We start from the raw sequence: 26,395 nt of genomic DNA on the forward strand, positions 1-26,395 counted from the left end.
AGCAGGCATTATTACATGCAATAATCGGCTGCTAATCTGTTACACATCAAGAGTCCAGCACGTTTTCGTACTCATTTTTTGCGTAAGGCGAAGGATTATTTTTATGAAGCTGAAGAACACCATTCTGGCGTCAGCCCTGTTGTCACTCACATCATTATCCGCTTTTGCGGCACAGGAACTGTCACCAGAAAAAGCGGCCGCGCTGAAACCCTTTGATCGTATTGCGATTTCAGGCCGTTTTAATGCGATTAACGACGCCAGCGCTGCCGTGTCAAAACGTGCCGATGAGTTGGGCGCCGCTTCTTATTACATTCAAAGTATTAATGATACCAACGGCAATGGCGGGAACTGGCGTGTTGTGGCAGACGTGTATCACAATGATGCGCCTGCAGCGGCACCTTCTAACGACCGCGTGATCAACGGCGTTCGTGAACTGAATAAAGCTGAAGCCTATAAATTAGAACCTTACGATACGGTTTCGATCAGTGGTTTCTACCGCAGTCAGCCTGACGTCAATGATGCCATCACTAAAGCGGCAAAAGAGAAAGGCGCTGCGTCCTTCTTTATTGTTCGTCAGATTGATGCCAACAGCGGCGGCAACCAGTACATCACCGCCTATGTCTATAAAGCCAATGCGCCAGAGCGTAAAGTTCAGTCTCCAGACCTGATCCCTGCTGATTCTCAAGCCGGTAAAGCGGCGCTGGCGGCGGGTGGTGCGGAAGCGGCGAAGGTACAAATCCCAGGCGTTGCGTCCTCGCAAACGCCAAGCGCGGATGTGGGACGTTTCTTCGAGACGCAATCCTCTACCGGTCAGCGCTACACGGTCAAAACACCGGACGGCAAGAGCGTGCAGGAAGTGAGCGCCATCACTGCGGCACAGATGCAGCCGTTCGACAGCGTGACCTTTACCGGCCACTTCGGTACCCCAACCGAAATTTCTGATGCTGTTGGTCAGGCGGCGATTAAGAAAGGCGCGAAGTACTATCACATCACGCGTCAATGGTCTAACCAGAGCGGCGGTAACCTGACGGTCTCTGCTGACCTGTTCAAGTAATCTCGTCAGAAGACGGCTCCCGGGCCGTCTTCTCTCTTTTGCATACTTCCTACCCTGATTGTGCATAACCAGTCACAAACCAGCCTGTTCGCATTGCATCTCCTGCCCTCACTCCGTAGAATCCCCGCCTTCTTCAGTTGATCCCTTCACGGCCCATGCTGTTTACACGCATTAAACGCGACGGATTATCACTGAACTGGTGTTTTATTCTGCTATCGGGATGCTTTTTTGGACAAAAAATTAGGTCTTACCGCGCTGACCGCGTTGGTTCTCAGCTCGATGCTTGGCGCGGGCGTATTCAGCCTGCCGCAAAATATGGCGGCAGTTGCCAGCCCGGCAGCGCTGTTGATCGGCTGGGCCATCACCGGCGCGGGCATTATTTTGCTGTCACTGGCGTTGCTGTTACTGACGCGCCTGAAGCCCGAACTGGATGGCGGCATTTTTACCTATGCCCGTGCAGGTTTTGGTGAGCTGGTCGGGTTTTGTTCCGCCTGGGGCTACTGGCTTTGTGCGGTGATCGCCAACGTTTCCTATCTGGTGATTGTCTTTTCCGCGCTCAGCTTCTTTACCGATTCGCCGGGACACGTGGTGTTCGGTGATGGTAACACCTGGCAGGCGGTGCTCGGCGCTTCCGTGCTGCTGTGGATGGTGCACTGGCTGGTGCTCCGTGGCGTGCAAACCGCCGCCAGCATCAATCTGGTGGCCACGCTGGGTAAGCTGGTGCCGTTAGGGCTGTTTGTGGTGCTTGCCGCCGTGGCATTTAATTATGACCGTTTCCATTTTGACTTTACCGGCCTGGCGCTACACACGCCGGTCTGGCAGCAGGTGAAAGACACCATGCTGATTACCCTGTGGGTGTTTATCGGCGTGGAAGGCGCGGTGGTGGTGTCTGCCCGCGCGCGTAATAAAAAGGATGTGGGCCGCGCGACCTTACTGGCGGTAATGGCGGCACTGATTGTTTATCTGCTGGTCACCCTGCTCTCTTTAGGCCTGGTGCCAAGAGCGGAACTGGCTGGCATGCGCAATCCATCGATGGCCGGATTAATGACCCGTCTGGTCGGATCCTGGGGAGATGTGATCATCGCCGTGGGCTTAATTGTGTCGGTGTGCGGTGCATATCTCAGCTGGACGATTATGGCCGCCGAAGTGCCGCTGATGGCCGCAGAGCATGGCGCCTTCCCGCGATCGCTGGCAAAACAGAACCATCGCGGCGCGCCTTCCGCGTCGCTGTGGCTAACCAATATCAGTGTGCAGGTGTGCCTGGTGTTGATCTGGCTGACGGGGTCGGATTACAACACGCTGCTGACCATTGCCTCAGAAATGATCCTGGTGCCGTATTTCCTGGTGGGTGCGTATCTGTTTAAGGTGGCGCGTCAGCTAAACCGACCGGGCATCATGGCTATCGCCAGCGGCGCCAGTGCGTATGGCCTCTGGCTGCTGTATGCCTCAGGCCCACTGCATCTGCTGCTTTCGGTAGTGCTGTATGCGCCAGGCGTGCTGCTGTTCCTGTTTGCCCGCCGGGGTGGACGCGGCACAGCGCAGCTTAACGTGCTGGAAAAAGGGGCGATGGCATTGCTGGTGGTGGCGTCGGCACCTGCGATGTGGATGCTGGTTCGCTAGTGCGAAAAGGCCGGAAGGTTGACCGTTAAGCGGTCATCTTTCTGCTGCAGGGTCAGCGGCTTGACGTACTCCTGATGGACGAGGTCAAGCTGACGATCCGAAAGCGGATAAGGCAGAAGAATATCAAACTGCTCAATGTGTTGTTGTTCAGCGAGGGTAATCAATCGGGCGATGTTTATCTCATCGCTGACCTGGGTCGAAATGATTTGTAACGCCAGCGCTTTGAGTCTTTCAGAAGGGATTTCAGGCAGGTCGCGGGAGTTTCGGGTCACCACACCGAAAATCGGGATAACCCCATAGATCGCATCCATAAAGCTCCAACGCTTTTTGCAGGATGCGGCGAGAAAATCGATATAATTGAGGCAGATATAATCACTGCACCCGGCAGATGCCAGCTTATTATCAGACACTCTCGTTCTCCTTTCTCTCAAGATTATTCCCCTGAGTCGCCACGGCAACCCGGCGGATATAATGGCATAGTATAGGGTGCTTATACTATACATCTGACGTTATTTAGCAGCGGGTAATAGTAGTTAAGTTTAACAAAGGGTAATCTTGCCTTTCCATTTCAGAAAAACAGCCCTATGAACAAAATCGTGTTTGTCGAAGATGACCAGGATGTTGGTGAACTGATCGCCGCGTACCTGAGTCGCCATGATATTGAAGTGATTGTTGAAAGCCGTGGCGATCGGGCCGAAGCGACCATCGCGGCAGCCATGCCAGACCTGGTGATGCTGGATATTATGCTGCCTGGCAAAGACGGCATGACCTTGTGTCGGGACCTGCGTGCAGGCCAGGACTGGTCGGGGCCGATCGTGCTGCTGACGTCCCTCGACAGCGACATGAATCACATTCTCTCTCTCGAGATGGGGGCCAATGATTACATTCTGAAAACCACCCCACCCGCGGTATTGCTGGCGCGGCTACGCCTGCATCTGCGTCAGGCTGGCAGCAGCAGCCAGAGTGATGAGATCGCGCCTAAAGTTGCCGGTCAGAATGCGTTGCGCTTCGGCACGCTGGCTATCGATCCGGTCAACCGCCAGGTTTCGCTGAATAATGAAGTCGTCGCCCTTTCAACTGCGGACTTTGATCTGCTGTGGGAGCTGGCGACGCATGCCGGGTCGATCCTTAACCGCGATGCCCTGCTGAAAACGCTGCGTGGCGTCAGCTATGATGGCATGGATCGCAGCATTGACGTGGCGATCTCCCGCCTGCGTAAAAAGTTGCTGGACAGCGCCACCGAACCCTATCGCATCAAGACCATTCGTAATAAGGGCTACCTTTTTGCGCCACACGCGTGGGACGCTAAATGAAGAAGCTGTTTATTCAGTTTTACCTGCTGCTGTTCGTCTGCTTTCTGGTCATGGCGATGCTGGTCGGCCTGGTGTATAAATTTACCGCCGAGCGGGCCGGTCGTCAGTCGATGGATGACCTGATGAAAAGCTCGCTCTATCTGATGCGCAGCGAACTGCGTGAAATTCCGCCACGCGACTGGAATAAAACCATCGATAATCTGGAGCTGAATTTATCTTTCAAGCTGCATATAGAACCGATGAGCAGCTATCAGCTGGATCCCCCGACCCTGCGCCGCTTGCGCGCCGGTGAGATTGTGGCGCTGGACGATCAGTACACCTTCCTGCAGCATATTCCCCGCAGCCACTATGTGCTGGCGGTTGGGCCTATTCCCTATCTGTTCTTCCTGCATGAGATGCGCATTCTGGATATCGCGCTGTTAGCCTTTATTGGCATCTCGCTGGCGCTGCCGGTGTTTATCTGGATGCGACCGCACTGGAAAGACATGCTCAGGCTGGAAACGGCCGCCCAGCGCTTTGGCCAGGGCCATCTGAACGAGCGCATCCATTTCGACAGCGCCTCCAGCCTGCTGCGCCTTGGCGTGGCGTTTAATCAGATGGCCGACAACATCAATACGCTGGTGGCCAGTAAAAAACAGCTGATTGACGGCATCGCCCATGAATTACGCACCCCGCTGGTTCGCCTGCGTTACCGGCTGGAGATGAGCGATAACCTCACCGATGCCGAAGCGGCGGCGCTGAACCGGGACATTGGTCAGCTTGAAGCGCTGATTGAAGAACTGCTGACCTATGCCCGGCTGGATCGCCCTAAGGTTGATCTGAATTTGCAGTCACTGGATTTAGCCGAATGGCTGCGTGAACGGCTGGATGATATCCGCTCGGTTCAGCCTGACTTCACTATCGAACTGGATATGCCGCAGCGTCAAAACCTGGGCGTGGCGGATACCCGCCTGATGGAGCGGGTGTTGGACAACCTGGTCAACAACGCGCTGCGCTATGCTGACCAGCGGCTGCGGGTCGGCCTGTGGTTTGACGGTGATACTGCCTGCCTGCAGGTGGAAGACGATGGTCCGGGCATTCCGCTGGAAGAGCGCGAGCGCGTATTCGAGCCCTTCGTGCGTCTCGATCCCAGCCGTGACCGCGCGACTGGCGGCTGTGGCCTGGGCCTGGCGATTGTCCACTCCATTGCCCAGGCATTTGACGGCTATGTGCTGATCGATGCCAGCCCGCTCGGCGGCGCCAGCGTTCGCTTTTGCTGGCCAGTTAATTTACCCTTATCGTCACCTCGCGCTGCCTGACAGCGCCATAAATCATTCAAGGGAGCGCCATGTCATCTGCCTACGCTAATTTAACCCGGACCTTCACGCGCCTGTCGCGATTCGGCCACCTCTCCGCCATTGCTGGCTGGGATATGATGACCATGATGCCGCCAGGTGGCAGCAGCGCGCGCGGTGCTGCCCTGGCGGAACTGAGCGTGCTGCAGCACGAAATCCTGACCGCAAAAGAGGTTGGCCACTGGCTGGATGAAGCTGAACAGGCTTCACTGAATGATGTTGAGCGCGCCAACCTGTTCGAGATGCGCCGCGCATGGCAGCAGGCTGCCCTGCTTCCCGCCTCGCTGGTGGAAGCCAAATCGATTGCCGGTTCCCGTTGTGAGCACGCCTGGCGTCAGCAGCGTCCGGCTAACGACTGGCAAGGGTTTGCTGAGAACCTGAAGGAAGTGGTGAAGCTGAGCCGCGAGGAAGCCGAAATCCGCGCCCAGGCTAACGGTTGTTCGCGCTACGATGCGCTGCTGGATATTTACGAGCCGGGCATGACCAGTGCCAAACTGGATAAGACCTTTGGCGAGATCAAAGAGTGGCTGCCATCGTTACTGCAGCGCATTGTTGATAAGCAGGCTCAGGAAGTGGTGGATGTGCCGGTTGGCCCGTTTGCGGTCGAATCGCAGAAACAGCTGGGTCTGGCGGTGATGAAGCAGCTGGGCTTTGATTTCAATGCGGGCCGACTGGATGTCAGCGCGCATCCGTTCTGCGGCGGCGTTCCTGATGACGTGCGCATCACCACCCGCTATAACGAGAACGAATTTATCAGCGCGATGATGGGCGTGATCCACGAAACCGGTCATGCGCGCTACGAGCAGAACCTGCCAAAGCAGTGGGCAGGCCAGCCGGTTGCTCATGCCCGCTCCACCGCGATCCACGAATCGCAAAGCCTGTTCTTTGAAAAACAGCTCGGACGCAGCGCGGATTTCCTCAGCCTGCTGCTGCCCCAGGTTAAGCTGCTGATTGGCGATCGTCCGGAGCTGGAAGAAGGCAATTTTATCGCGCTGAATCAGCGGGTGAAGCCAGGCCTGATCCGCGTTGATGCCGATGAAGTCAGCTACCCGGCACACATCATTCTGCGTTATGAGATTGAACGTGCGTTAATCGAAGGCGAGATTGAGGTCGACGATATCCCGGATCTCTGGCAGGAAAAAATGCAGTCACTGCTGGGTCTGGATACCACCGGCAACTACCGTGACGGCTGTATGCAGGATATTCACTGGACCGATGGTGCCTTTGGTTATTTCCCAACCTATACCCTGGGTGCCATGTACGCCGCTCAGCTGTTCCAGGGCGTGAAGAAAGCGCTGCCTGACGTTAATGAACTGCTGCGCGAAGGCAACCTGCAGCCGGTATTTGACTGGTTACAGCAAAATATCTGGCAGCACGGCAGCCGTTTCAGTACCAAACAGCTGATTGAGAACGCCACCGGGGAAGATCTTAACCCGCAATACTTCCGTCAACATCTGGAAAATCGTTATTTAAACGGCTTCTGATCCCCCTGCAAGGCAGGCTACACGCCTGCCTTCCTCACTTCGTACAATCCGTTACACGCCGATACCAATCACTCACTGAAAGCCTTTCCCCCTTCTCATATAGTTACTTCACCGGCCCCGCAGTGGGCTGACACATGAACTAAACTTTTGAGGGTTTTTCAATGAAAAAATTATTTGCTCTGGTTGTAGCCGCTGCAATGGGTATGTCTTCAGTTGCTTTCGCTGCTGAAACCACCGCCGCTCCAGCAACCACTTCTGCTGCAACGACTGCTGCTCCGGCTAAAGCGACTACCGCTAAGCATCACAAAAAACACAAAGCAACTGTGCAGAAAGCGCAGGCTGCCAAGAAAGTGCACCACAAGAAAACCGCTAAGAAGCCAGTAGCTCAGAAAGCGCAGGCTGCTAAGAAAGTGCACCACAAGAAAGCCGCTAAGCCAGTAGCTCAGAAAGCGCAGGCAGCGAAAAAAGTACATCACAAGAAAGCCACTAAGCCAGTTGCTCAGAAAGCGCAGGCTGCTAAAAAAGTGCACCACAAGAAAGCCGCTAAGCCAGTCGCTCAGAAAGCGCAGGCTGCTAAAAAAGTGCACCACAAGAAAGCCGCTAAGCCAGTAGCTCAGAAAGCTCAGGCAGCGAAAAAAGTACACCACAAGAAAGTTGCTAAGAAAGCCGCTGCTCCTAAAGCGTAATTCATGAAGCGGGAGCCAGACTCCCCCCTCAACAGCCTTTCAATCAAACACCCGGATTATTCCGGGTGTTTCTTTCCTGGAGTATCGGATGATGGTGCGTCGCTATTTATTCGAAATTATCCTGGGCTTTATGATCCTTTGTGGTGTTATCGCCGCCAGTTTTTACCTGTAACTTTCGTAGCGTGCTGATATTCCAAATTAAACTCCCTTTTTTTTGACTATACGACTATAGTTATTATCACGCCGTGGTTAACTCCCCCCACTAATTCTCCACTCAGAGAGAGACATGCGACTGACAGCTGTTTTTTTAATCGGATGTTTAGCCTTTTCGTTTTATGCCCACGCAGATGATGACGATGAAAGCCCAAGTGCCGCTGACGTCAAAACCCTGTTCTTTGGGAAAGACGATCGCAAACCTGTCGCTGATACCGCCAGCCAACCCTGGGAAGCCATCGGCCAACTGGAAACGGCAAGCGGCAATCTCTGTAGCGCTACCCTGATCTCTGCGCACCTGGTTCTGACCGCCGGCCATTGCCTGCTGGCCCCGCCGGGTAAAGTCGATAAAGCCATTGCTCTGCGCTTTATTTCCAATACCAAAGGTCGCTGGCGTTATGATATTCACGATATCGAAACCCGTGTCGATCCCGAACTCGGCCATAAATTAAAAGCAGACGGTGACGGCTGGATTGTCCCTTCTTCTGCGGCCCCTTATGATTACGGTCTGATTATTTTGCGCAATCCGCCTTCCGGTATTACGCCAATCCCGTTATTTGACGGCAGCCGCAGCGATTTAACCGATGCGTTAAAAACCCAGGATCGCAAAGTGACCCAGGCAGGCTATCCGCTGGATCATCTGGAAACGTTGTATTCTCATAGCGATTGTCTGGTGACCGGCTGGGCGCAAAAAGGCGTGCTTTCACACCAGTGTGATACCTTGCCTGGCGACAGCGGTTCCCCGCTATTACTGAAGGTGAATGATGCGTGGCAATTGATTGCGGTGCAAAGCTCAGCACCCGCGGCGAAAGACCGTTATCAGGCCGATAACCGGGCGATTGCCGTGACCGCTTTCCGCGATAACCTGGAAGCATTAGCTCAGGAATAAGTCAGATGGGCAAGTGAGGTTCTGATTCGCTCCTGAATCTACCCCGCTTGCCCTTACCCCGTTAACTCCTTCCCCATCCTGCAACAATGATCAGCATGCCGCTAAAGGCGATGATGGCACCCAGCCAGTCGTACTGGCTCAGCTTTACACCATCGACAAAACGCAACCACAGTAACGCGGTCACCACATAGACGCCGCCGTAAGCGGCATAAACGCGTCCGCTCGCCGCAGGATGCAGAGTTAACAGCCAGACAAAGGCGGCAAGACTGGCCGCTGCCGGCAGCAGCAGCAACACAGAACCGCCCTTTTTAAGCCACAGGTACGGCAGGAAACAGCCTATAATTTCTGCCAGCGCGGTGAGAAAAAACAGCAAGGTTGTCTTAAAAAACAGCATTCATTCACTCTCTGAAACCTAAACGAAGACGCGGCTGACTGGTGAGCCTTTTCAGCCTGATGATATACTATCTTAAGCATACGCTTGCCGACAGGCGTTGGGATCAACAGCAAAACCAAGGAAATGACGATGAAACAATGGCAAAAACATCTGAGCAAGGCTGCTCTGCCGCTGGTGCTTTTTGGCACTTTGTTCAGCATCCAGCACAGCGTACAGGCGCAAACTGACAGGTTGATTATTCAGGATGGCAATAATGCCCTGAGCAATGAGCAGGCTCGTCAGGAAAAAGAGCAATGGGATGAAACTCATCGTTTACGTAATAAAGTAAACTCGCGCGTTGAGAAAAATTTCGACAAGTACGATCGGGCTGCTGATACCCGTGATGCCTGCGATCAAAGCCTGAACGTGAATGCCTACTGGGAGCCGAATACTCAGCGCTGCCTGGATCGCCGCTCTGGCCGTCAGATCATTGCGCCCTGAGCTGCTATAGTTAGCACAGTATTGATAGCACACGCAAAAATAGGGATGACATGATGAAACACACTAAGTGGATGTTAGCCGCACTGATGGTTGTTGCACCTCTGGCCGCACAGGCTTCCTGTGAAACGGTAAAAGCGGATATTAATCAGAAGATTATCAATAATGGCGTAGCGGCGGGCGATTTCTCGCTGGATATCGTGCCAAACGATCAGGCAGACCAGGCCGGCGGCCAGGTTGTCGGTCACTGTGAAAACGATACGCAGAAAATTGTCTATAAGCGCAACGGCGCCGATAATGACGCGGTGCCAGCCAGCACCGGCACTTCACAGGATGCACCCGCTTCCTGACGCGTTGGGGGCGAAACGCTTCGCCCCCTTTAACTCTTTAACTCTTTAACTCTTCAACTCTTCAACTCTTCAACTCTTCAACTCTTCAACTCTTCAACAATTCTGCCATGCCCGTGCCACCTAATGCGGTTTTGTCGCCGGGATAAATCGCGCGATCACCAGACTCGCCATCGCAATGCCCACCGACACCGCAAAAACCCAATGCAACGACAAGGCAATCTCACTCACCATCTGGTGCAGCGTGCCATGATGCAACGCTTCACGCTGTGAATGCGACATGATTTGTTGTACCGGATCGTTGTAATCCGGCAGGCGGATCAGCAGGTTATAGTTAAGTACCGCGCCCAATACCGCCGTGCCCAGCGCTGAACCCAACATGCGGCTAAACATAATCGATGCGGTGCAGATGCCGCGAATATGAAACTCCGCAGTGTTTTGTACCGCAATCAGGAAGGTGGTGCTGGTCATCCCCATGCCGGTGCCGATCACAAAAGCTGATATCCCGGCGTGAAAGACCGAACTGTTGCTGTGTAGCGTCAGTAGCATCGCCGTGCCCACAATCAACAACACCGAACCCAGCTGCGCGGTAAACCGGTATGAGGTTCGCTGCATCAATCTGCCACTAAGGGTGCTGGCAAGCGGCCAGCCGATCGACATCATCGCTAACGCGCTGCCTGCCTGCAGCGGCGTGCCGCCGTTTACTCCCTGAATCCAGGTGGGCAGAAAGGCACTGATCCCCATCATCGCTGCGCCAATCACCAGATTTCCGGCATTGCCGGCGACCAGCGTGCGGCTGCGCCAGATAGCCATCGGGAACAACGGCTCATCAGCGCCCCGCTCATGCCTGACTAACGCATAGCCCGACAACAGAGCGATGACCAACAGCGCCACCGACCAGTAACCGAGGCTCTCGGCCTGTAACAACGCCGTTAACAGCGCTGTCACGGTGAGCATCAACCAGCCGCTGCCGGCCAGATTGAGCTTTTGCGTCTGTTCTTTGCTGGATTCAGGAAACCATTTGGCCAGCATCAGCATCGAGATGATGCCAATCGGCACGTTCACCCAAAATATCAGCGCCCAGTTAAAGTGCTGAACGATCCATGCGCCGGTCAGCGGTCCGGTAATGGCCGCAATTCCCCATACGCTGGAAAGCCACCCTTGAATGCTGGCCCGCTCTTTAGGCGGGTAAACATCGGCGATGATGGTTGAGGTCAGCGGCATAATCGCCCCTGCGCCCAGCCCCTGAAATGCGCGGAACAGGATCAGCCAGGCCATATTGCTGGCAAATCCACAGAGTATTGAGCCGATCAAAAACAGTGAAGTGCCAATAAAGAACACCCGTTTCCGGCCCCAGAGATCCGCCAGACGTCCGTAGATTGGCACGCTCACTGCCTGAGTCAGCAGGTAGATAGAAAAAACCCAACCAAACAGCGAAAAGCCGCCGAGTTCGGCAATGATCGTTGGCATGGCGGTAGCAACAATAGTCACTTCAATGGCCGCCATAAACATCGCCAGCATGGCGGCGACCAGTATCCAGTGGCGATGCGTGACCTGGTGTTGTGCTGATTCAGACATAGGGTTCCCTTGATAAACTCCTTCTATTCTGGCCTGGTTTTAAGGACAGAGTTTCCGAAACGTGCTTTCTTATAAACGGCTATTTGTTACGGTGTCACCAATTTGACGATAAAATATTTTCATTGAACTCAAGCCAGTGCTGGTAAGGCTTCTGCATCAGTATGGTCGAAAACTATCCTACTGATTTTCGGCCTAAAACTTGGCACAGCCGTGACTAGCCTGCTATAGGTTTTAAGGCGCTTTCAAACCCTTTATCCAATAAAAGCGTTTAACGTCACATTTATAACCGTTTCCGGGGCACGCTTCATTCCGGAATATCAGGGAGAAAGGAATTCATGCAAAACCAAACGCTTCTCCGGCGTGCTGCACTGGCCGTTCTGTTTCTTGCCGTAGTCATTGGCTTGCTGGTATACGGCCTGGGCGTTGAAAGCATCAAAGCCCGCCAGGTAGACCTGGTGTACCTTGGCCAGCAGCATATGATGCTGGTGTTCTGGTCAATGCTGTTCGCCTTGCTGGTCGGCATCCCCAGTGGGATTATCCTCAGCCGCCCCGCCGCCCGAAAGTGGGCCGAGTATGTCATGCAGATCTTCAATGTGGGTAACACTTTACCGCCCCTCGCCGTTCTGGCGCTGGCGATGGTGGTGATTGGCATTGGCGATCGTCCGGCGATTATCGCCCTGTTCCTCGCGTCTTTGCTGCCCATTGTGCGAAATACCTATTCGGGCCTCTGTTCGGTGCCGGCCTCGCTGATTGAAGCGGCCAACGGCATTGGCATGACCAAAGGTCAGCGCCTGCGTAAGGTAGAATTGCCCAATGCCTGGCCGGTGATGCTGTCCGGCATCCGTGTGGCTACCGCAATTAACGTCGGAACCGCGCCGCTGGCGTTTCTGATTGGTGCCAGTAGCTATGGCGAGCTGATCTTCCCCGGCATCTACCTTAACGACTTCCCGACGCTGATCCTGGGTGCCGCTGCGACCGCGCTGTTTGCGCTGATCCTCGATATGTTGCTGGCAGGCCTTGGCCGTCTGGTCAGCCCGCATACGGCCGTTTAGAAGAATAATAAGGAGCAATACATGGCTAAGGCCTCTTCGTTAACCCGCTGGGTTCGTCATACCGCACTGGCGCTGAGCGCCACGCTGGCCATGAGTGCCACCGTGGTCGCCGCTGAACCGATTGTGATGGCGACGAAAAGCTTCACCGAGCAGCATATCCTTTCCGCGTTGACCACCCAGTATCTGCGCAAGAAAGGTTTCCAGATTGAAGCGAAAACCAATATCGCCACCACCATCGGCCGCAATGCGATGATCAATAAGCAGGTTGATATGACCTGGGAATATACCGGCACCTCGCTGATTATTTTTAACCATATCAACAAGCCGATGTCCTCCAAAGAGGCTTACGAGACGGTGAAAAATCTTGATGCCAAACTTGGCCTGGTATGGCTCAATCCGGCGCCAATGAACAACACCTACGCGTTTGCTATGCAGCGCAAACGTGCCGATGAAGAGCATATCGACACCATGTCACAGCTGGTGGCGAAGATTGAAGAGGTGCGCAAAAACGATCCCGACCATAACTGGATGTTAGGGCTGGATCTGGAATTTGCCGGCCGCTCTGATGGCATGAAACCTCTGCAGAAAGCCTACAACATGCCGCTGGACCGCCCGCAAATCCGCCAGATGGACCCGGGCCTGGTATACAACGCCATTCGTGACGGTTTTGTCGATGCCGGACTGATCTATACCACCGATGGCCGCGTAAAAGGGTTTGAGCTGAAAGTGCTGAAGGATGATAAGAACTTCTTCCCAAGCTACGCGGTAACGCCGGTGGTCACCAAAGAGACGCTGGATTCCCATCCGGGACTGGCCGATGCGCTAAATACCCTGTCACCGTTTATCACCGATGAAGCCATCACCGAGATGAACAAGCGCGTTGATATCGATCATCAGTCGCCGCAGACGGTCGCGAGTGATTTCCTTAAATCGAAAGGCTTAATCTAAGGAGGCAGTATGGATACCATTCATTATATTATTGATAACTGGAGCTATTTAGCCTCACTGACCTTTCAGCATCTGTGGCTGGTCGGGCTGGCCGTCGGTATGGCGATCGTCATCGGCGTACCGCTCGGCATCGTCATTGTTCGCTATAAGTGGCTGGCAACGCCGGTGCTGGGCCTGGCGACTATCGTGCTGACCATCCCGTCTATCGCGCTGTTTGGCCTGATGATCCCGCTGTTTTCCATGATCGGTCAGGGCATTGGCGTGCTGCCTGCGGTCACCGCGGTATTCCTCTATTCCCTGCTGCCGATTGTGCGCAACACCCATACCGCGCTGGAAAATATCCCGCCGGGTTTGCGTGAAGCGGGACGTGGAATCGGCATGACCTTTTCGCAGCGTCTGCGTTGGGTGGAGATCCCAATGGCGCTGCCGGTCATTTTCGGCGGTATTCGTACCGCGGTAGTGATGAATGTGGGTGTCATGGCGATTGCCGCCGTGATTGGTGCGGGTGGTCTCGGCCTGCTGTTGCTTGACGGCATCAGCGGCAGTGACGTCCGTATGTTGATTGCAGGCGCGCTGATGATTTGTTTGCTGGCAATTATTCTCGACTGGCTGCTGCACCGCTTGCAGCTGGCGCTGACTCCGAAGGGGATTCGATAATGATAAAACTGGAAAATCTCACAAAAACGTTTAGCCAGAAAAATGGGTCCACCTTTAATGCCGTGGATAACGTCAGCCTGAACGTGCCGGAAGGCGAAATGTGTGTGCTGCTCGGCCCTTCTGGCTGCGGAAAGTCCACCACACTGAAGATGATTAACCGTCTGATCCCGTCAACCAGCGGCAAAATCCTGATTAATGGCGAAGACACCAGCGGGCTGGATACGGTGACGCTGCGCCGCAACATCGGCTATGTGATCCAGCAGATTGGTCTGTTCCCTAACATGACCATCGAAGAGAACATTACCGTGGTGCCAAAAATGCTTGGCTGGGATAAAAAGCGCTGTCGTGAGCGCGCGACTGAGCTGATGAGCATGGTGGCGCTGGATCCGAAAACCTTCCTGCATCGCTATCCGCGTGAGATGTCCGGCGGACAGCAGCAGCGTATCGGCGTGATCCGTGCGCTGGCCGCAGATCCACCGGTACTGCTGATGGATGAGCCCTTCGGCGCGGTCGACCCGATCAACCGTGAAGTGATCCAGAATGAGTTTCTGGATATGCAGCGCCAGCTAAAGAAAACGGTGATGCTGGTCAGCCACGATATTGATGAGGCGTTGAAACTGGGCGACCGCATCGCGGTGTTCGGTCAGGGGAAAATCGTGCAGTGCGCCAGCCCGGATGAGCTGCTGGCGAAGCCGGCAAACGACTTTGTTGGCTCTTTCGTTGGCCAGGACCGTACGTTGAAACGCCTGTTGCTGGTTCAGGCCGGCGACGTCACCGATCAGCAGCCCACCATCACCGTGAAGAAGAATACGCCGCTGTCTGAAGCGTTCGGCATGATGGATGACAACGACATGCGCTCCATTACCGTGGTGGATGATGACGGCAAGCCGCTGGGCTTTGTAAAACGTCGTGAGGCGCGCGGTGCCACCGGACAGTGTATTGAAATGCTGAACAAGTTCACCGTCACCGGTCGCGCGGAAGAGAACCTGCGTATCGTGCTGTCGAAACTGTATGAGCACAATCTGGTGTGGATGCCGATTGTCGATGAAGAAGGCCGTTACAGCGGGGAGATTTCGCAGGATTATATTGCGGGCTATCTGAGTTCCGGTCGTACACGTCGCGCCTTGAACCTGTCCTGATCCGAGGTTAACTGACTTTCAGCAATTAGGACGCCGCTGAAAGTCAGTTAAGGGCTTTCCTGACAGGCCGATGCAAACCGTCAAAACCTCACTGCGCTTAAATCGATGTATTTCGCCAAATCGCGCGTTTCAGCCCGTGGCAGATACGGCAGTTCCCCTAACAACGGTGCCTGAATGCTGTTGCTCAACACCTTAATAATTTCAGCGTAATGCGCCAGCCCCGGATTGATGCGATTCGCGACCCAGCCCAGCAGCGGCAAACCATCATTAATAATCGCTTCCGCCGTTAACAGCGCATGACTCAGGCAACCCAGCTTGATGCCGACCACCAACACCACCGGAATTTTCTCTTCCACCACCCATTCAGAAAGCGGCCGTAAATCGGTCATTAGGCTGCGCCAGCCGCCGGTACCTTCCACCACCACATAATCCGCCTGCTCAGTTAACGAACTGAGTCCGGTGCTTAATGTGGCGTAATCAACAAAGATGTCCTGACTGGTGCTCACCTCATCATCGAGCACGGTGAACGGATTGATCGCGGCATAAGGCAATTGCAGCGTGGAGGAAGATTGCAGGATCAGCGCATCTTTATTTCTGAGCCCCTGCTCTGTTTGCTGACTGCTTTTGGCGACAGGCTTATAGCCCACCGTGCTTTTATTGCCTTCAGCCAGCTTCTGCAGGAGCGCGCGGCTGATTACGGTCTTCCCCACTTCAGTATCCGTGCCCGTCACAAATATCCGCTTCAACATTGCTGCCCTCCGTTAGTCATAACCGATCAAATTGATTAAAAAGAATTAACAATTAACAACCGGCATAGTAGGACAGTCTGCGGAAAGTCAGCTTGCGTTAGCGCAATATTTTATCGATAAGCGAGGAGAATCAGCCCTGCAGCAGTTTAACCAGCAAGGTGCCATCATAAAGGGCATCTTTTACCAGCGCGGCACCGGGCATCGTTCCGACGTTAAGAAATTGTGTCGGCTCGAGGGCGATCTGCTGGCTGTAAGCCGGGAGAGACTGGCGATGGATGCAATCTGCTATCGCCGGGAAGAGAATGTCTCTGGCCTGATTGAGCGGAGAACCAATCAGTATTTTTTGTGGATTAAACAGGTTGACCATGATCGCCACAATACGTCCCACGCTGTGACCGACACCAACGATCAGCTCGGTAGCCAGTGGGTCGCCTTGTAAGGCCGCATCGCACAACGCTTCCAGCGTCAGCGGTTGGTCATTGAGCATGCTGTCAGCGGAGGTTTCGAGCCGCAACGCCGCTTGTTCCAGCAGATTCTCGCTGCTGGCAACGGTTTCGAGACAGCCGTGATTACCGCAGTAGCACTGCTTGCCGTGAGGATCGACCTGGGTATGACCAATTTCAACCAGCGTGCTGCTGCCGTTATGTAACAGCCTGCCGCCGGTGATCACGCCGGCACCCACCTGATGGTCAATCACCACCTGGATGACATTCTTCGCTTCCTGAGCAGCACCAAATAACGATTCCGCCAGCGTCCAGGCACAGACATCATGCTGAATATAGACCGGCAGACCGGTCCGCTTTTCCAGCTCGGGACCCAGCGGCATATCGGTGATGTGATAGAAAGGCATGCGATGAACTATGCCGCTGCGGGCATTGAGAATGCCGGGCAAGGTGATGGCGATCGCCGTCAGACGCTCGAGTTTCTGCTGATGACGGATAAAGAAGGCGTCCACTTCAGCTATAATGCGCCCGACTAACGGCTCGCTGTTTTCCACCGGCAACGGGCAGAGATCCTCGGTCACCAGCTGGCTGCTTAGATCGCGTAACGAGAGGGTAATATCACCGTTGCCAATACGAACTGAAAGGTAATGCCAGGCCTGAGTATCCAGAATTAATCCCACCGCGGGACGGCCGCGACTGCCGGCTTCCTGAAACTCGGTTTCCTGAACCAGGTGGGCTTCCAGCATCTCACGCACAATCTTGGTGATGCTGGCAGGCGCAAGCTGCGCCTTGCGGGCTAATTCTATACGCGAAATGGGACCAAACCGATCAATCAGCCGATAAACTGCCCCTGCATTTGTCTGTTTGATCTGGTCAATGTGGCCAGGCTGACCGTCCGCTATCACACCCCTGCTCCCACTTATTTTCGCGCTTCAAAATAAAGCTTTTGGTCATGGTGAAACACTTCGCGGATGGCGTCAAATATTTGATTCGGAATGTGATTTACAGCACATAAAAGCCGTTCAGCCGGCTGATAATCCATCAGTTGGCGAGGGTAACAGCAGTTCTTTCATGTGTTTCATCAACGCGGTGGTTTCCCGCCGCTTCGCCCAAACCAGCCACACTTCTGACCAGGCATCCGCTTCTTTTAGCGCCACCCAACTGACATCCTCAAGACGAATGCGGCTGAATGAGGCCGGCAGAATTGAAATGCCTAATCCCGCTGAAACCAGTCCGAGAATGGTCATCGCCTCGCCCACTTCCTGGGCAATATTGGGCTGGATCTCGTAGCGTTGTAACAACGCCAGCGTTTCCGTGTACAGCGCCGTACCGACTTTAGGATCGAAGAAAACAAAAGGTTCCTGCGCCAACGCTTTGACAGAAATCGCCGGGCGCGTGGCCAAGCGGTGGGATTTCGGTAATACCGCAAATAACGGCTCGCGCAGCATCAGCTGATGGTCCAGGGTTTCTGGTAACGGCGTATTGCGCATCACCCCCAGATCCAGCCGCCCTTCGTTAATCGGCTCCAACTGCTGGCGGGTGTTGATTTCCTGCATCTGAATATGCACGCCGGGATAGCGCTGGCGAAAGGTAAACAGCGCATCAGAGACGGCGGTAATAAAAGGTGCGGATGAGGTAAAACCTATGCGCAGTTCCCCCTCATCTCCCCGGTGCAGCCTGGCGGCCTTATCAGCAGCCTGATCGACCTGCAGCAGGATTTGCCGGGCATCGAGCAAATACTGGCTGCCTGCGGCGGTAAGCTGCACGCTGCGGTTGGTGCGGGCAAACAGCCTGGCACCAATTTGCTGCTCAAGGATTTGGATCTGCTGGCTGAGCGGTGGCTGTGAGATATTCAGCCGCTGCGCCGCCCGGCCAAAATGCAGCTCCTCTGCAACCGCAATAAAGTAGCGCAGGTGACGAAGCTCAATAGTCATATTTTAAACATCTCATTCGAGATTATTAATAGATTAGACATCATATTAATCCCTTATTACAGTAAACAGAATAATTTCATTTCAAGGATTTGCAGTGAATCGCTCATCACCTTCCGCGACGCTTCCTGACAGCCTGCAGCGGCCTTCTGAACCCCTCCCGCTCAGCAATGAGTACATCAATCGCGGCACACCGCAGTTTATGCGGGTCACGCTGGCGCTGTTTTCCGCCGGACTGGCGACCTTTGCCCTGCTTTATTGCGTGCAGCCCATAATGCCGGTGCTCTCGCAGGAATTCGGCGTGTCTCCGGCGGCCAGCAGCCTGTCACTTTCCGTTGCGACCGGCTTGCTGGCACTCGGGCTGTTGGTAACGGGGCCGCTGTCGGATGCGATTGGCCGTAAATCGGTGATGGTGACCGCGCTGTTGATGGCAGCAGTCTGCACCTTGCTTTCTGCCACCATGACCAGCTGGCACGGCATTTTGATTATGCGCGCGCTAATCGGGCTGTCATTAAGCGGCGTGGCGGCCGTTGGCATGACCTATCTCAGTGAAGAGGTGCATCCTGGGGTGATTGCCTTCTCAATGGGCCTTTATATCAGCGGCAATTCGATTGGCGGCATGAGCGGCAGGCTGCTGAGCGGCGTGATCACTGATTTCACTTCCTGGCGGGTGGCGGTGGCGGTAATTGGCTGCTTTGCGCTGGCTTCGGCGCTGATGTTCTGGAAAATTCTGCCACCCTCGCGCCATTTCCGGCCCGCCTCGCTCAAGCCGCGCAGTTTGCTGATTAACTTCCGGTTGCACTGGCGCGACAGCGGTCTGCCGTTGCTGTTTGCGGAAGGCTTCCTGCTCATGGGCGCGTTTGTGACGATGTTTAACTACATTGGCTATCGCCTGCTGGCGCCGCCTTATGGGCTCAGTCAGGCCATTGTGGGCCTGCTGTCCGTGGTGTATCTGACCGGATCCTGGAGTTCCCCTAAAGCGGGCGCGATGACCGCCAAATATGGCCGCCCGGCAGTACTGTTGTTTTCCATCGGGATGATGGTGATGGGCATTCTGCTGACACTGTTCAGTTCGGTATGGCTGATTTTACCGGGAATGATGCTCTTTACCGCGGGGTTCTTTGCCGGCCATTCGGTTGCCAGCGGCTGGATTGGCCCACGCGCCAGACGTGCCAAAGGACAGGCAAGTTCGCTGTATCTGTTTAGCTATTATCTGGGTTCGAGCCTGGCGGGCACGTTGGGAGGCGTTTTCTGGCATCAGTTTGGCTGGGTTGGCATTACCGCCTTTATCTGTACCTTACTGGTGCTGGCGTTGCTGGTGGGCGTTCGTCTTCGCAGCAAAGCGTTATAAAAGAACGGGCCTTGCGCCCGTTCTTTTGTTTGTCCGCTACTTGGTACGGTCAGCGTAACGTTTGTGCAGCTTCTGCAGTTTGGCTGGGATCACGGCCAGGCAATAACGGTTCTGTTGCCCTTCACCTTCCCAATAGTTCTGATGATACTCTTCCGCCGGATACCACTCGGCCGGACCTTCAATGGTGGTCACGATCGGGCTGGTCTGATCTTCCTGCGCACGCACAATCGCCGCTTTTGCTTCTTCTGCCTGCGCTTCATCAGCCGGGAAAATTGCCGAACGGTACTGCGTGCCGATATCATTGCCCTGGCGGTTCAGCTGGGTAGGATCGTGGGTGGCAAAGCTGATATCCAGCAGATCGCCATAGCTGACTTTCTCCGGATCGAAGCCAAGACGAATGGCTTCTGCATGGCCGGTGTTGCCGTCGCAAACCTGGCGGTAGGTTGGATTGCTGGTGTGGCCACCAATATAGCCACTCTCTACCGACACGACGCCAGTAATCTGTTTAAAGACCGCTTCTGTGCACCAGAAGCAGCCCCCGGCGATGGTTGCATATTCAATTGTCATGGTGACTCCTCTTTTACGATCGTGCCGGACTCAGTGACAGCCTGTCCGGCTTAATATCGGCCATTGCAGCATAAGCGTATCAATAATGCTATCCAGTTCTGCGCGGCTGGCGCCTTCCCGGGCGCGCACGGACATGCCCTGCAAAACGCATCCCAGATAAGCAGAAAGCGCCGTAATGTCGGTCTTCGCGTCCAGCTCACCTGCCGCCTGACGCGCCAGCAGAAACTCATTCAGGTGATTCTCCTGACTGTTGTGGCGCGCGCGCAGCATATCAGCGACCTCGGATGAATCCGCTGAGAGTGCGGTAGAGGTACAGATAAAGAAGCAGCCGGCCGGTTTATTGCCATCGGTAAAGCAGGCGGCGGTGGAACGAAAATAACCTTCCACGCCTTTCTCAACGCAGCTTTCAGGGCAAGCCAGAGCCGCCTGCCGCTGTTCGGCAAACTTCTCTATATAGCGATCCACTGCGGCGCGGAACATCCCTTCTTTATTAGTAAATTCGGCGTACAGCGTTGGCGCTTTCGCCCCGGTCGCTTCAACCAGATCGGAGAGTGAAGTGGCTTCATAGCCATGGCGCCAGAACAGCTCAAGTGCAATGTCTAACGCCGCTTCCCGGTCGAAGGTTTTTGGCCGTCCCCGGCCCTTACGGGTGCAGATTTCCTGATCGGTCATAGATCCTCTCTTTGGCAACGCAATGAGGAATAAATTACCGATCATTATAAAAACAATCAAGCGGCCATGTCGAGCCTGTTCGTCACTTTCCTTGTTTACGAGGATGTTGTGGGGGAAATCCGCGTCGGGAAAAACTTTTTTGAAACTTTAAATCATTTTTTATCAAGCGCTTGCCAATTAAATTAACGGTCGTTAATAAAATTCGGTTGACGGATCGTCGTGGCAGGAATACCATTTAGTTATCGATCGTTAACTAATAACGACGCAGACATCAACTAAACCGAATTGAGAGAGAATAAAGACTATGAAAAACCTGAAAATGACCCTGGCTGCTATCGCACTGACTTCCGTTTCCTTTGCTGGTTTCGCTGCTGACAGCGTCGGTCAGGAACCGGTTAATCAACAGCAGGTCGGCGTGGTTACCGCCACCGGCACTAACCTGTCTTCCCTGGAATCTCAGCTGTCGGCTAAAGCCGATGCAGCCGGTGCAAAATCGTTCCGGATTACCTCAACCACCGGTAATAACCGCATGCATGCTACTGCAGAGATTTATCAGTAATTGCACCGTATGAGCTTTTTGCACCATAACAAATTTTAAATTAAGGGTATCGTCATGAAAAACATCAAATTAGCTGTAGCTGCTGTGATTTTAGGTTCATTATCTTTCGGTAGCATGGCTGCCGACCTGGTCAGCAGTGCCCCGGATAACCAGCAAAAAATCGGCGTGATCAGCGCAACAGGTAGCACCAATCTCGCCTCACTGGAGTCACAACTCTCGGAGAAGGCCCAACTGGCGGGCGCGAAATCTTTTCTCATCACTTCGACCTCTGGTCAGAACAACCTGCATGGCACAGCCATCATTTATAACTAATTGCTTTTCGCCCGCACTGCCGCCAGCTCATCCCTGGCGGCATTCTTATTTCTGCCGCTACGAATATTCCTGTCAAAACCTCCGCCAAATAAAGCCACACTTTATGTGGAAATAAAGCCAACAGTTTCCATACTGAAATTATTTTTAATTGAATGCTCAATCAATAAAACCTATGATAGTGGCTTCTTTTGACAAATCTTCAACAAAAAAGGTGAGAAATTGACGAATTAATACAACCAAATCAGAAGGATAAATTCACAACCTGACTATTGCCCAGTGTAGTTAGCGGATATGCGGCGGAATTTCCCAGTATGCGCTAAGGCACGCTTTGCAAAGATCGGGGTCAATCTTGATTATTTTCGGAGATGGTATGCCGACGACTGAAATATCCAGGAAAGAACAAAAAGACCGCATCAACCCAGTGGTTTTCTTCACTTCAGCAGGACTGATTCTGCTTTTCTCCCTCACCACTATTTTCTTCACGGATTTATCGGATCGGTGGATTAACAGTGCCCTTGAATGGGTCTCCAATACCTTCGGCTGGTATTACCTGCTGGCAGCTACGGTCTATATCGTCTTTGTGGTGCTGATTGCCGCCTCGCGCTTTGGCTCAATCAAACTGGGGCCGGAGCAATCCAAGCCGGAGTTTAGCCTGACCAGTTGGGCAGCGATGCTGTTTGCGGCGGGTATCGGTATCGATCTGATGTTCTTCTCCGTGGCCGAGCCGGTGACGCAGTATATGATGCCGCCAGAAGGCCAGGGACAAACCATGGAAGCTGCGCGTCAGGCCATGGTCTGGACGCTGTTCCACTACGGACTGACCGGTTGGGCGATGTATGCACTGATGGGCATCGCGCTGGGCTACTTTAGCTACCGCTATGGTCTGCCGTTGACCATTCGTTCCGCCTTATACCCTATTTTCGGCAAGCGTATTAATGGCCCGATTGGCCACTCCGTGGATATCGCGGCGGTGATCGGTACCATCTTTGGTATTGCCACCACGCTGGGTATTGGTGTGGTGCAGCTGAACTACGGTCTGCATGTACTGTTCCATGTGCCGGAAGGATTGACCGCGCAGGCGGCGCTGATTGCCTTATCGGTAATAATGGCGACGATTTCCGTTACCTCGGGCGTGAATAAAGGTATTCGCATTCTGTCGGAGCTGAACGTACTGCTGGCGCTGTTCCTGATCATCTTCGTGCTGTTTGTCGGCGATACCAGCTTCTTACTGAATGCGCTGGTGCTGAACGTCGGTGATTACATCAGCCGCTTTATGGGCATGACGCTGAACAGCTTCGCCTTTGACCGCCCGACTGAATGGATGAATAACTGGACGCTGTTCTTCTGGGCGTGGTGGGTTGCCTGGTCGCCATTTGTGGGCCTGTTCCTGGCGCGCATCTCTCGTGGACGTACCATCCGTCAGTTCGTGGTTGGCACCCTTACCATTCCATTTATCTTCACGCTGTTATGGCTGTCGATCTTTGGTAACAGCGCCCTGCACGAAATCATCGGCGGCAACATGGCCTTTGCGCAAGAAACGCTGGCGCACCCGGAACGCGGATTCTACAGCCTGCTGGCGCAGTATCCTGCCTTCACCTTCAGTGCCTCGGTCGCCACCATTACCGGCCTGCTGTTCTATGTGACCTCTGCCGATTCGGGTTCGCTGGTACTGGGTAACTTCACTTCAAAACTAAGTGATATCAACAATGATGCGCCGAACTGGCTGCGTATCTTCTGGTCACTGGCGATAGGCCTACTGACCGTGGGTATGCTGATGGTGAATGGCGTGACCGCGTTGCAGAAAACCACCGTGATCATGGGTCTGCCGTTCAGCTTCGTGATTTTCTTTGTGATGGCCGGGTTGTATAAATCCCTGCGGGTGGAAGATCACCGTCGCGCGAGCAGCGTGGTGAATACCCAGCCTATGCCGGTATCGCGTGAAGATCGCCTGAACTGGAAACAGCGTATCTCCCGCGTGATGCATTATCCGGGCAGTACGCATACCCGCAAGATGCTCGACACCGTGTGTCTGCCAGCGATGCAGGAAGTTGCGCTTGAACTGGAACGTCGCGGTGCTCAGGTGCAGGTCAATGAACTGCCGCCGCTGGAAGATGAACGTCTGAACCATCTGGAAATGTCGGTAGCGCTGGGTGAAGAGCAGAGCTTCCTGTATCAGATCTGGCCACAGCAGTACTCGGTTCCGGCCTTCACCTACCGTGCGCGTAGCGGTAAAACCGATTACTACCGACTGGAAACCTTCCTGCTGGAAGGCAGCCAGGGCAATGATTTGATGGATTACACCAAAGAGCAGATCATTAATGACATTCTCGATCAGTACGAACGTCATTTAACCTTCCTGCATATTCACCGTGAAGCACCAGGAAACGCCATGCCGTTCCCTGAAACGCAGTAAAGCACGGCGCAATAAAGCCGGGTTACCGCCCGTTAATGTCGAAATGCCTCTGACATGACTGCGCGGTAACCCGGCTTTTTGTTTTTCAGGGATGCCGATCCTGCTTACGCTGTCGGGATGCCATCGAATTGGCGACCCACCTCGCCAGCGCCGGGCCGGTTAATAACACCACTATAAAGCGGCCGGTTTGCATCGACATCACGAAAGGCATATCCACGTGACTGGATGACGCAATAATCGCGACTGAATCCGCCCCACCCGGACTGGTTGCCAGATAGGCGGTCAGCGGATCGATTCCGGCGAAATGCACCAGACAAAATGCGAACAAACCACAAATCGCCACCAGGCTTAATATAGACAGCAACAGTCGGGGAAGTGCTTTGGCGGCATACAGCAGAATGGCGCGATTAAATCGCAGACCAATGCTCCAGCCAATAATCGCATACGCCACCATCAATAACGCCGGCGGCAATTCAATGGTCAGCAGATTAAAATCCTGCAGAATCACCCCACCCGCTAAGGTCATTAACAACGGTCCCGCCGGAATGCGGAAAACTTTGCCGGCCAACACGCCACCGAGGATCACCAAAACAGTGATGGCAAAATATCCCCAGGCGACAGGCTGAATAATATCAAAGCTGGAAGGCGCGGCACCGGCAGGCACCTCCGGCGCCCAAATCCGCGCCACGATGGTTGCCGCAACCGCCACAATCACCACGCGAAGATATTGCATAAACGCCACTAGCCGTACGTCCGCACCATAACTTTCCGCCATCAGCGTCATGGCGGTAGCCGCACCAGGCGATGAGCCCCAAATGGCCGTCGAACCGGGCAACACCTGAAAACGTGTCAGTAACCAGCCGAGCAGCGAACTGGCGATAATGACCGAGAAAATACTGGCGATAAATAAGGGCCAGTTTTTGGCGATTTCGACAAATATTGAGGCGGGTATGGCGCGGGCAATCATGCTGCCCACAACGCCCTGTGCCAGATAAAACAGATTGCGATGGATGATTAACGGTTTGTCTCGCGCGGCAAAAACGATCGCCATTGCCATTGGCCCCAACAGCAGCGCCGCCGGCAGATTCAAACTTTCCAGGCCAACGACAGCCAGAGTGGAAAACAGAATCAACCAGAACCAACGCAGGGGAGGTATTTTCATCAACGACTCCATAAAGTGCCTGACAGATACGCATTCCATTTTATCAGCTCATTCTGCCCTGCCTGACTTTTTAACCGCGATATCGGTGATAAGTCTGACCCAGAGCTCAAAGCCACGCTATTATTCTCAAAAGGATTTAGTATGTTGTAACTAAAGTGAGCAGTTAACCTTGGTGGTTCTTTGACTGCGTGCCGGGTGGACGCGAATTTACGACGTATTGCCTGAGCGTTCGCCTTATCAACCGGACGATCGTCCGTGAATACTCACTGGCAGAGTGGTTATAACGGCTGTCCCCGAGGCCAGGTTAACTAAGCCAGCCTGTGGAGGCCCACTCATATTAATGCTGGCGCTGTAAAGCATTTATTTGAATATAAGAAATCGACAAAAATAGCGCAATTATTGCTATCCGCCAGAATGGGAGTTGTTCAATTGCCCAACGTAATGCCCTGGCAGATGTTAAGATTTGTCTCAATATTGTAAATATAAGCTTGTCAGAATTGAGACCCCGGTAGTTAAACAGCGTAAAAATAGCGAAAATAAATAAACATTTTCATGATTAGGTGTTTTTTACCGTCAATTTTCTCTGTACACTGGTCCTCGATACATACACTGATTAATTTTAAACCACTCAACGCTACGGATTCCTTATGAGCGAAACTCTGAAAGTATTAAATAACATTCGAACCCTTCGTGCTCAGGCTCGTGAAGTTTCTTTAACTGAACTTGAAGAGATGCTGGAAAAACTCGAAGCGGTTGTTAATGAACGTCGTGATGCAGAAGCGGCTATCGCTTCTGAAGTTAAGGAAAAAGAAGAGAAGCTGGCTAAATACCGTCAGATGCTGTTGGACGACGGCATTGATTTAAGCGAACTGACTTCTGCAGAGACTTCTACCGGTAAATCTCGTGCCAAGCGTGCTCCACGTCCGGCCAAATACCAGTACACCGATGAAAACGGTGAAACTAAATCCTGGACTGGCCAGGGCCGTACTCCTGCGGTAATTAAGCAGGCGCTGGACCAGGGTAAAAAACTGGAAGATTTCCTGATTTAATC

The 26,395-nt window shown here is 53.7% G+C and carries 28 protein-coding genes; 19 read left to right on the plus strand and 9 right to left on the minus strand.

Going from position 1 to position 26,395, the window contains the following annotated elements:
• The first annotated feature begins 103 nt into the window (after positions 1 to 103).
• Together ydgH and AC0IXH_RS07155 are read left to right on the plus strand one after the other, a co-directional pair.
• Entirely contained in the window at positions 104 to 1,054 is a 951-nt protein-coding gene (gene ydgH / locus AC0IXH_RS07150) for a DUF1471 family protein YdgH (RefSeq protein ID WP_013202023.1), read from the plus strand.
• 228 nt (positions 1,055 to 1,282) lie between these two features.
• Positions 1,283 to 2,674 carry an amino acid permease gene (locus tag AC0IXH_RS07155; protein ID WP_053143415.1) on the plus strand — a complete coding sequence of 464 codons (1,392 nt, stop codon included), beginning with the start codon at positions 1,283 to 1,285 and terminating at the stop codon, positions 2,672 to 2,674.
• Here the strand turns inward: AC0IXH_RS07155 and AC0IXH_RS07160 are convergent.
• Entirely contained in the window at positions 2,671 to 3,084 is a 414-nt protein-coding gene (locus AC0IXH_RS07160; protein WP_013202021.1) for a hypothetical protein, read from the minus strand. The genes AC0IXH_RS07155 and AC0IXH_RS07160 overlap by 4 nt on opposite strands.
• 174 nt (positions 3,085 to 3,258) lie before the next feature.
• Between AC0IXH_RS07160 and rstA the strand changes: the two genes are divergently transcribed.
• The 6 genes from rstA (at position 3,259) to AC0IXH_RS07190 (ending at position 8,593) form a co-directional block, all read left to right on the plus strand.
• Entirely contained in the window at positions 3,259 to 3,987 is a 729-nt protein-coding gene (rstA, locus tag AC0IXH_RS07165) for a two-component system response regulator RstA (protein ID WP_013202020.1), read from the plus strand.
• Positions 3,984 to 5,285: a two-component system sensor histidine kinase RstB gene (gene rstB, locus AC0IXH_RS07170; RefSeq protein WP_053143416.1), complete on the plus strand. Its 1,302-nt coding sequence runs from the start codon at positions 3,984 to 3,986 to the stop codon at positions 5,283 to 5,285. The genes rstA and rstB overlap by 4 nt, the downstream gene beginning before the upstream one ends.
• A gap of 29 nt (positions 5,286 to 5,314) precedes the next feature.
• Complete coding sequence (locus tag AC0IXH_RS07175) at positions 5,315 to 6,805, plus strand: carboxypeptidase M32 (protein WP_013202018.1); 1,491 nt, start codon at positions 5,315 to 5,317, stop codon at positions 6,803 to 6,805.
• A 161-nt stretch (positions 6,806 to 6,966) separates the two neighbouring features.
• A complete protein-coding gene (gene asr, locus AC0IXH_RS07180) occupies positions 6,967 to 7,491 on the plus strand; it encodes an acid resistance repetitive basic protein Asr (RefSeq protein ID WP_134824045.1) in 525 nt (174 codons plus the stop codon).
• A gap of 91 nt (positions 7,492 to 7,582) precedes the next feature.
• Positions 7,583 to 7,663, plus strand: a complete 81-nt coding sequence (gene ydgU / locus AC0IXH_RS07185) for a small membrane protein YdgU (protein ID WP_471721134.1) — start codon at positions 7,583 to 7,585, stop codon at positions 7,661 to 7,663.
• A 114-nt stretch (positions 7,664 to 7,777) separates the two neighbouring features.
• On the plus strand, positions 7,778 to 8,593 hold the full coding sequence (locus tag AC0IXH_RS07190) for a trypsin-like serine peptidase (RefSeq protein WP_053143422.1): 816 nt from the start codon (positions 7,778 to 7,780) through the stop codon (positions 8,591 to 8,593).
• Between the two features lie 61 nt (positions 8,594 to 8,654).
• Here AC0IXH_RS07190 and AC0IXH_RS07195 read toward each other — a convergent pair whose 3' ends face one another.
• Positions 8,655 to 8,987 carry a YnfA family protein gene (locus tag AC0IXH_RS07195; RefSeq protein WP_013202015.1) on the minus strand — a complete coding sequence of 111 codons (333 nt, stop codon included), beginning with the start codon at positions 8,985 to 8,987 and terminating at the stop codon, positions 8,655 to 8,657.
• Between the two features lie 129 nt (positions 8,988 to 9,116).
• On the opposite strand from AC0IXH_RS07195, the gene AC0IXH_RS07200 reads away from it, so the two are divergent.
• Together AC0IXH_RS07200 and AC0IXH_RS07205 are read left to right on the plus strand one after the other, a co-directional pair.
• A complete protein-coding gene (locus tag AC0IXH_RS07200; RefSeq protein WP_346567885.1) occupies positions 9,117 to 9,467 on the plus strand; it encodes a DUF1283 family protein in 351 nt (116 codons plus the stop codon).
• Between the two features lie 50 nt (positions 9,468 to 9,517).
• The gene (locus AC0IXH_RS07205; RefSeq protein WP_013202013.1) at positions 9,518 to 9,814 is read left to right on the plus strand and encodes a DUF1161 domain-containing protein; all 297 of its coding nucleotides are present in this window, start codon (positions 9,518 to 9,520) and stop codon (positions 9,812 to 9,814) included.
• A 120-nt stretch (positions 9,815 to 9,934) separates the two neighbouring features.
• Here AC0IXH_RS07205 and AC0IXH_RS07210 read toward each other — a convergent pair whose 3' ends face one another.
• On the minus strand, positions 9,935 to 11,389 hold the full coding sequence (locus tag AC0IXH_RS07210; RefSeq protein ID WP_013202012.1) for an MDR family MFS transporter: 1,455 nt from the start codon (positions 11,387 to 11,389) through the stop codon (positions 9,935 to 9,937).
• 335 nt (positions 11,390 to 11,724) lie between these two features.
• On the opposite strand from AC0IXH_RS07210, the gene osmY reads away from it, so the two are divergent.
• Genes osmY through osmV form a run of 4 tightly spaced genes read left to right on the plus strand, consistent with a single transcriptional unit; the run spans position 11,725 to position 15,185 of the window.
• Positions 11,725 to 12,441: an osmoprotectant ABC transporter permease OsmY gene (osmY, locus tag AC0IXH_RS07215; RefSeq protein WP_013202011.1), complete on the plus strand. Its 717-nt coding sequence runs from the start codon at positions 11,725 to 11,727 to the stop codon at positions 12,439 to 12,441.
• 21 nt (positions 12,442 to 12,462) lie between these two features.
• Positions 12,463 to 13,389, plus strand: a complete 927-nt coding sequence (locus AC0IXH_RS07220) for a glycine betaine ABC transporter substrate-binding protein (RefSeq protein ID WP_471720260.1) — start codon at positions 12,463 to 12,465, stop codon at positions 13,387 to 13,389.
• Between the two features lie 9 nt (positions 13,390 to 13,398).
• On the plus strand, positions 13,399 to 14,046 hold the full coding sequence (gene osmW / locus AC0IXH_RS07225; RefSeq protein ID WP_013202009.1) for an osmoprotectant ABC transporter permease OsmW: 648 nt from the start codon (positions 13,399 to 13,401) through the stop codon (positions 14,044 to 14,046).
• Positions 14,046 to 15,185, plus strand: coding sequence for an osmoprotectant ABC transporter ATP-binding protein OsmV (osmV, locus tag AC0IXH_RS07230; protein ID WP_013202008.1), 1,140 nt, complete (start codon positions 14,046 to 14,048; stop codon positions 15,183 to 15,185). Before osmW ends, osmV begins: the two co-directional genes overlap by 1 nt.
• 80 nt (positions 15,186 to 15,265) lie before the next feature.
• Here the strand turns inward: osmV and bioD are convergent, their stop codons facing one another.
• The 3 genes from bioD to AC0IXH_RS07245 all read right to left on the minus strand — a co-directional run bounded on the left by bioD (position 15,266) and on the right by AC0IXH_RS07245 (position 18,311).
• A complete protein-coding gene (bioD, locus tag AC0IXH_RS07235) occupies positions 15,266 to 15,934 on the minus strand; it encodes a dethiobiotin synthase (protein WP_013202007.1) in 669 nt (222 codons plus the stop codon).
• 130 nt (positions 15,935 to 16,064) lie between these two features.
• Positions 16,065 to 17,282 carry a sugar metabolism global transcriptional regulator Mlc gene (mlc, locus tag AC0IXH_RS07240; protein ID WP_471720261.1) on the minus strand — a complete coding sequence of 406 codons (1,218 nt, stop codon included), beginning with the start codon at positions 17,280 to 17,282 and terminating at the stop codon, positions 16,065 to 16,067.
• A gap of 117 nt (positions 17,283 to 17,399) precedes the next feature.
• Positions 17,400 to 18,311, minus strand: a complete 912-nt coding sequence (locus tag AC0IXH_RS07245) for a LysR family transcriptional regulator (protein ID WP_346594715.1) — start codon at positions 18,309 to 18,311, stop codon at positions 17,400 to 17,402.
• Positions 18,312 to 18,405: 94 nt separating this feature from the next.
• Here AC0IXH_RS07245 and AC0IXH_RS07250 point away from each other — a divergent pair, with 94 nt between their 5' ends.
• On the plus strand, positions 18,406 to 19,659 hold the full coding sequence (locus AC0IXH_RS07250; protein WP_471720262.1) for an MFS transporter: 1,254 nt from the start codon (positions 18,406 to 18,408) through the stop codon (positions 19,657 to 19,659).
• Positions 19,660 to 19,695: 36 nt separating this feature from the next.
• Here the strand turns inward: AC0IXH_RS07250 and msrA are convergent, their stop codons facing one another.
• Together msrA and AC0IXH_RS07260 are read right to left on the minus strand one after the other, a co-directional pair.
• Positions 19,696 to 20,226, minus strand: coding sequence for a peptide-methionine (S)-S-oxide reductase MsrA (msrA, locus tag AC0IXH_RS07255; protein WP_013202003.1), 531 nt, complete (start codon positions 20,224 to 20,226; stop codon positions 19,696 to 19,698).
• A 30-nt stretch (positions 20,227 to 20,256) separates the two neighbouring features.
• Complete coding sequence (locus AC0IXH_RS07260; RefSeq protein ID WP_471720263.1) at positions 20,257 to 20,898, minus strand: TetR/AcrR family transcriptional regulator; 642 nt, start codon at positions 20,896 to 20,898, stop codon at positions 20,257 to 20,259.
• Between the two features lie 304 nt (positions 20,899 to 21,202).
• Here AC0IXH_RS07260 and bhsA (AC0IXH_RS07265) point away from each other — a divergent pair, with 304 nt between their 5' ends.
• From bhsA (AC0IXH_RS07265) to AC0IXH_RS07275, 3 genes are all read left to right on the plus strand, one after another.
• Positions 21,203 to 21,457: a multiple stress resistance protein BhsA gene (bhsA, locus tag AC0IXH_RS07265; RefSeq protein WP_013202001.1), complete on the plus strand. Its 255-nt coding sequence runs from the start codon at positions 21,203 to 21,205 to the stop codon at positions 21,455 to 21,457.
• 54 nt (positions 21,458 to 21,511) lie between these two features.
• Positions 21,512 to 21,769, plus strand: coding sequence for a multiple stress resistance protein BhsA (bhsA, locus tag AC0IXH_RS07270; protein ID WP_013202000.1), 258 nt, complete (start codon positions 21,512 to 21,514; stop codon positions 21,767 to 21,769).
• A gap of 370 nt (positions 21,770 to 22,139) precedes the next feature.
• Entirely contained in the window at positions 22,140 to 24,182 is a 2,043-nt protein-coding gene (locus tag AC0IXH_RS07275) for a choline transporter (protein WP_013201999.1), read from the plus strand.
• A gap of 85 nt (positions 24,183 to 24,267) precedes the next feature.
• Here AC0IXH_RS07275 and AC0IXH_RS07280 read toward each other — a convergent pair whose 3' ends face one another.
• On the minus strand, positions 24,268 to 25,344 hold the full coding sequence (locus tag AC0IXH_RS07280; protein ID WP_049789601.1) for an AbrB family transcriptional regulator: 1,077 nt from the start codon (positions 25,342 to 25,344) through the stop codon (positions 24,268 to 24,270).
• 647 nt (positions 25,345 to 25,991) lie between these two features.
• On the opposite strand from AC0IXH_RS07280, the gene AC0IXH_RS07285 reads away from it, so the two are divergent.
• Positions 25,992 to 26,393: an H-NS family histone-like protein gene (locus AC0IXH_RS07285; RefSeq protein WP_013201997.1), complete on the plus strand. Its 402-nt coding sequence runs from the start codon at positions 25,992 to 25,994 to the stop codon at positions 26,391 to 26,393.
• The last annotated feature ends 2 nt before the right edge of the window (positions 26,394 to 26,395 follow it).

Source organism: Erwinia sp. AC075 (assembly GCF_979253995.1).

What these genes read in the sequence shown, in the direction of transcription:
- bhsA (WP_013202000.1), top strand. Translation starts at nt 21,512, where the DNA reads ATGAAAAACATCAAATTAGCTGTAGCTGCTGTGATTTTAGGTTCATTA.
- bioD (WP_013202007.1), bottom strand. Translation starts at nt 15,934, where the DNA reads ATGTTGAAGCGGATATTTGTGACGGGCACGGATACTGAAGTGGGGAAG.
- AC0IXH_RS07195 (WP_013202015.1), bottom strand. Translation starts at nt 8,987, where the DNA reads ATGCTGTTTTTTAAGACAACCTTGCTGTTTTTTCTCACCGCGCTGGCA.
- AC0IXH_RS07205 (WP_013202013.1), top strand. Translation starts at nt 9,518, where the DNA reads ATGATGAAACACACTAAGTGGATGTTAGCCGCACTGATGGTTGTTGCA.
- AC0IXH_RS07190 (WP_053143422.1), top strand. Translation starts at nt 7,778, where the DNA reads ATGCGACTGACAGCTGTTTTTTTAATCGGATGTTTAGCCTTTTCGTTT.
- AC0IXH_RS07175 (WP_013202018.1), top strand. Translation starts at nt 5,315, where the DNA reads ATGTCATCTGCCTACGCTAATTTAACCCGGACCTTCACGCGCCTGTCG.
- AC0IXH_RS07220 (WP_471720260.1), top strand. Translation starts at nt 12,463, where the DNA reads ATGGCTAAGGCCTCTTCGTTAACCCGCTGGGTTCGTCATACCGCACTG.
- ydgU (WP_471721134.1), top strand. Translation starts at nt 7,583, where the DNA reads ATGGTGCGTCGCTATTTATTCGAAATTATCCTGGGCTTTATGATCCTT.
- AC0IXH_RS07245 (WP_346594715.1), bottom strand. Translation starts at nt 18,311, where the DNA reads ATGACTATTGAGCTTCGTCACCTGCGCTACTTTATTGCGGTTGCAGAG.
- msrA (WP_013202003.1), bottom strand. Translation starts at nt 20,226, where the DNA reads ATGACAATTGAATATGCAACCATCGCCGGGGGCTGCTTCTGGTGCACA.
- osmV (WP_013202008.1), top strand. Translation starts at nt 14,046, where the DNA reads ATGATAAAACTGGAAAATCTCACAAAAACGTTTAGCCAGAAAAATGGG.
- osmW (WP_013202009.1), top strand. Translation starts at nt 13,399, where the DNA reads ATGGATACCATTCATTATATTATTGATAACTGGAGCTATTTAGCCTCA.
- AC0IXH_RS07280 (WP_049789601.1), bottom strand. Translation starts at nt 25,344, where the DNA reads ATGAAAATACCTCCCCTGCGTTGGTTCTGGTTGATTCTGTTTTCCACT.
- ydgH (WP_013202023.1), top strand. Translation starts at nt 104, where the DNA reads ATGAAGCTGAAGAACACCATTCTGGCGTCAGCCCTGTTGTCACTCACA.
- rstB (WP_053143416.1), top strand. Translation starts at nt 3,984, where the DNA reads ATGAAGAAGCTGTTTATTCAGTTTTACCTGCTGCTGTTCGTCTGCTTT.
- AC0IXH_RS07200 (WP_346567885.1), top strand. Translation starts at nt 9,117, where the DNA reads ATGAAACAATGGCAAAAACATCTGAGCAAGGCTGCTCTGCCGCTGGTG.
- asr (WP_134824045.1), top strand. Translation starts at nt 6,967, where the DNA reads ATGAAAAAATTATTTGCTCTGGTTGTAGCCGCTGCAATGGGTATGTCT.
- rstA (WP_013202020.1), top strand. Translation starts at nt 3,259, where the DNA reads ATGAACAAAATCGTGTTTGTCGAAGATGACCAGGATGTTGGTGAACTG.
- AC0IXH_RS07210 (WP_013202012.1), bottom strand. Translation starts at nt 11,389, where the DNA reads ATGTCTGAATCAGCACAACACCAGGTCACGCATCGCCACTGGATACTG.
- AC0IXH_RS07260 (WP_471720263.1), bottom strand. Translation starts at nt 20,898, where the DNA reads ATGACCGATCAGGAAATCTGCACCCGTAAGGGCCGGGGACGGCCAAAA.
- AC0IXH_RS07275 (WP_013201999.1), top strand. Translation starts at nt 22,140, where the DNA reads ATGCCGACGACTGAAATATCCAGGAAAGAACAAAAAGACCGCATCAAC.
- bhsA (WP_013202001.1), top strand. Translation starts at nt 21,203, where the DNA reads ATGAAAAACCTGAAAATGACCCTGGCTGCTATCGCACTGACTTCCGTT.
- AC0IXH_RS07285 (WP_013201997.1), top strand. Translation starts at nt 25,992, where the DNA reads ATGAGCGAAACTCTGAAAGTATTAAATAACATTCGAACCCTTCGTGCT.
- osmY (WP_013202011.1), top strand. Translation starts at nt 11,725, where the DNA reads ATGCAAAACCAAACGCTTCTCCGGCGTGCTGCACTGGCCGTTCTGTTT.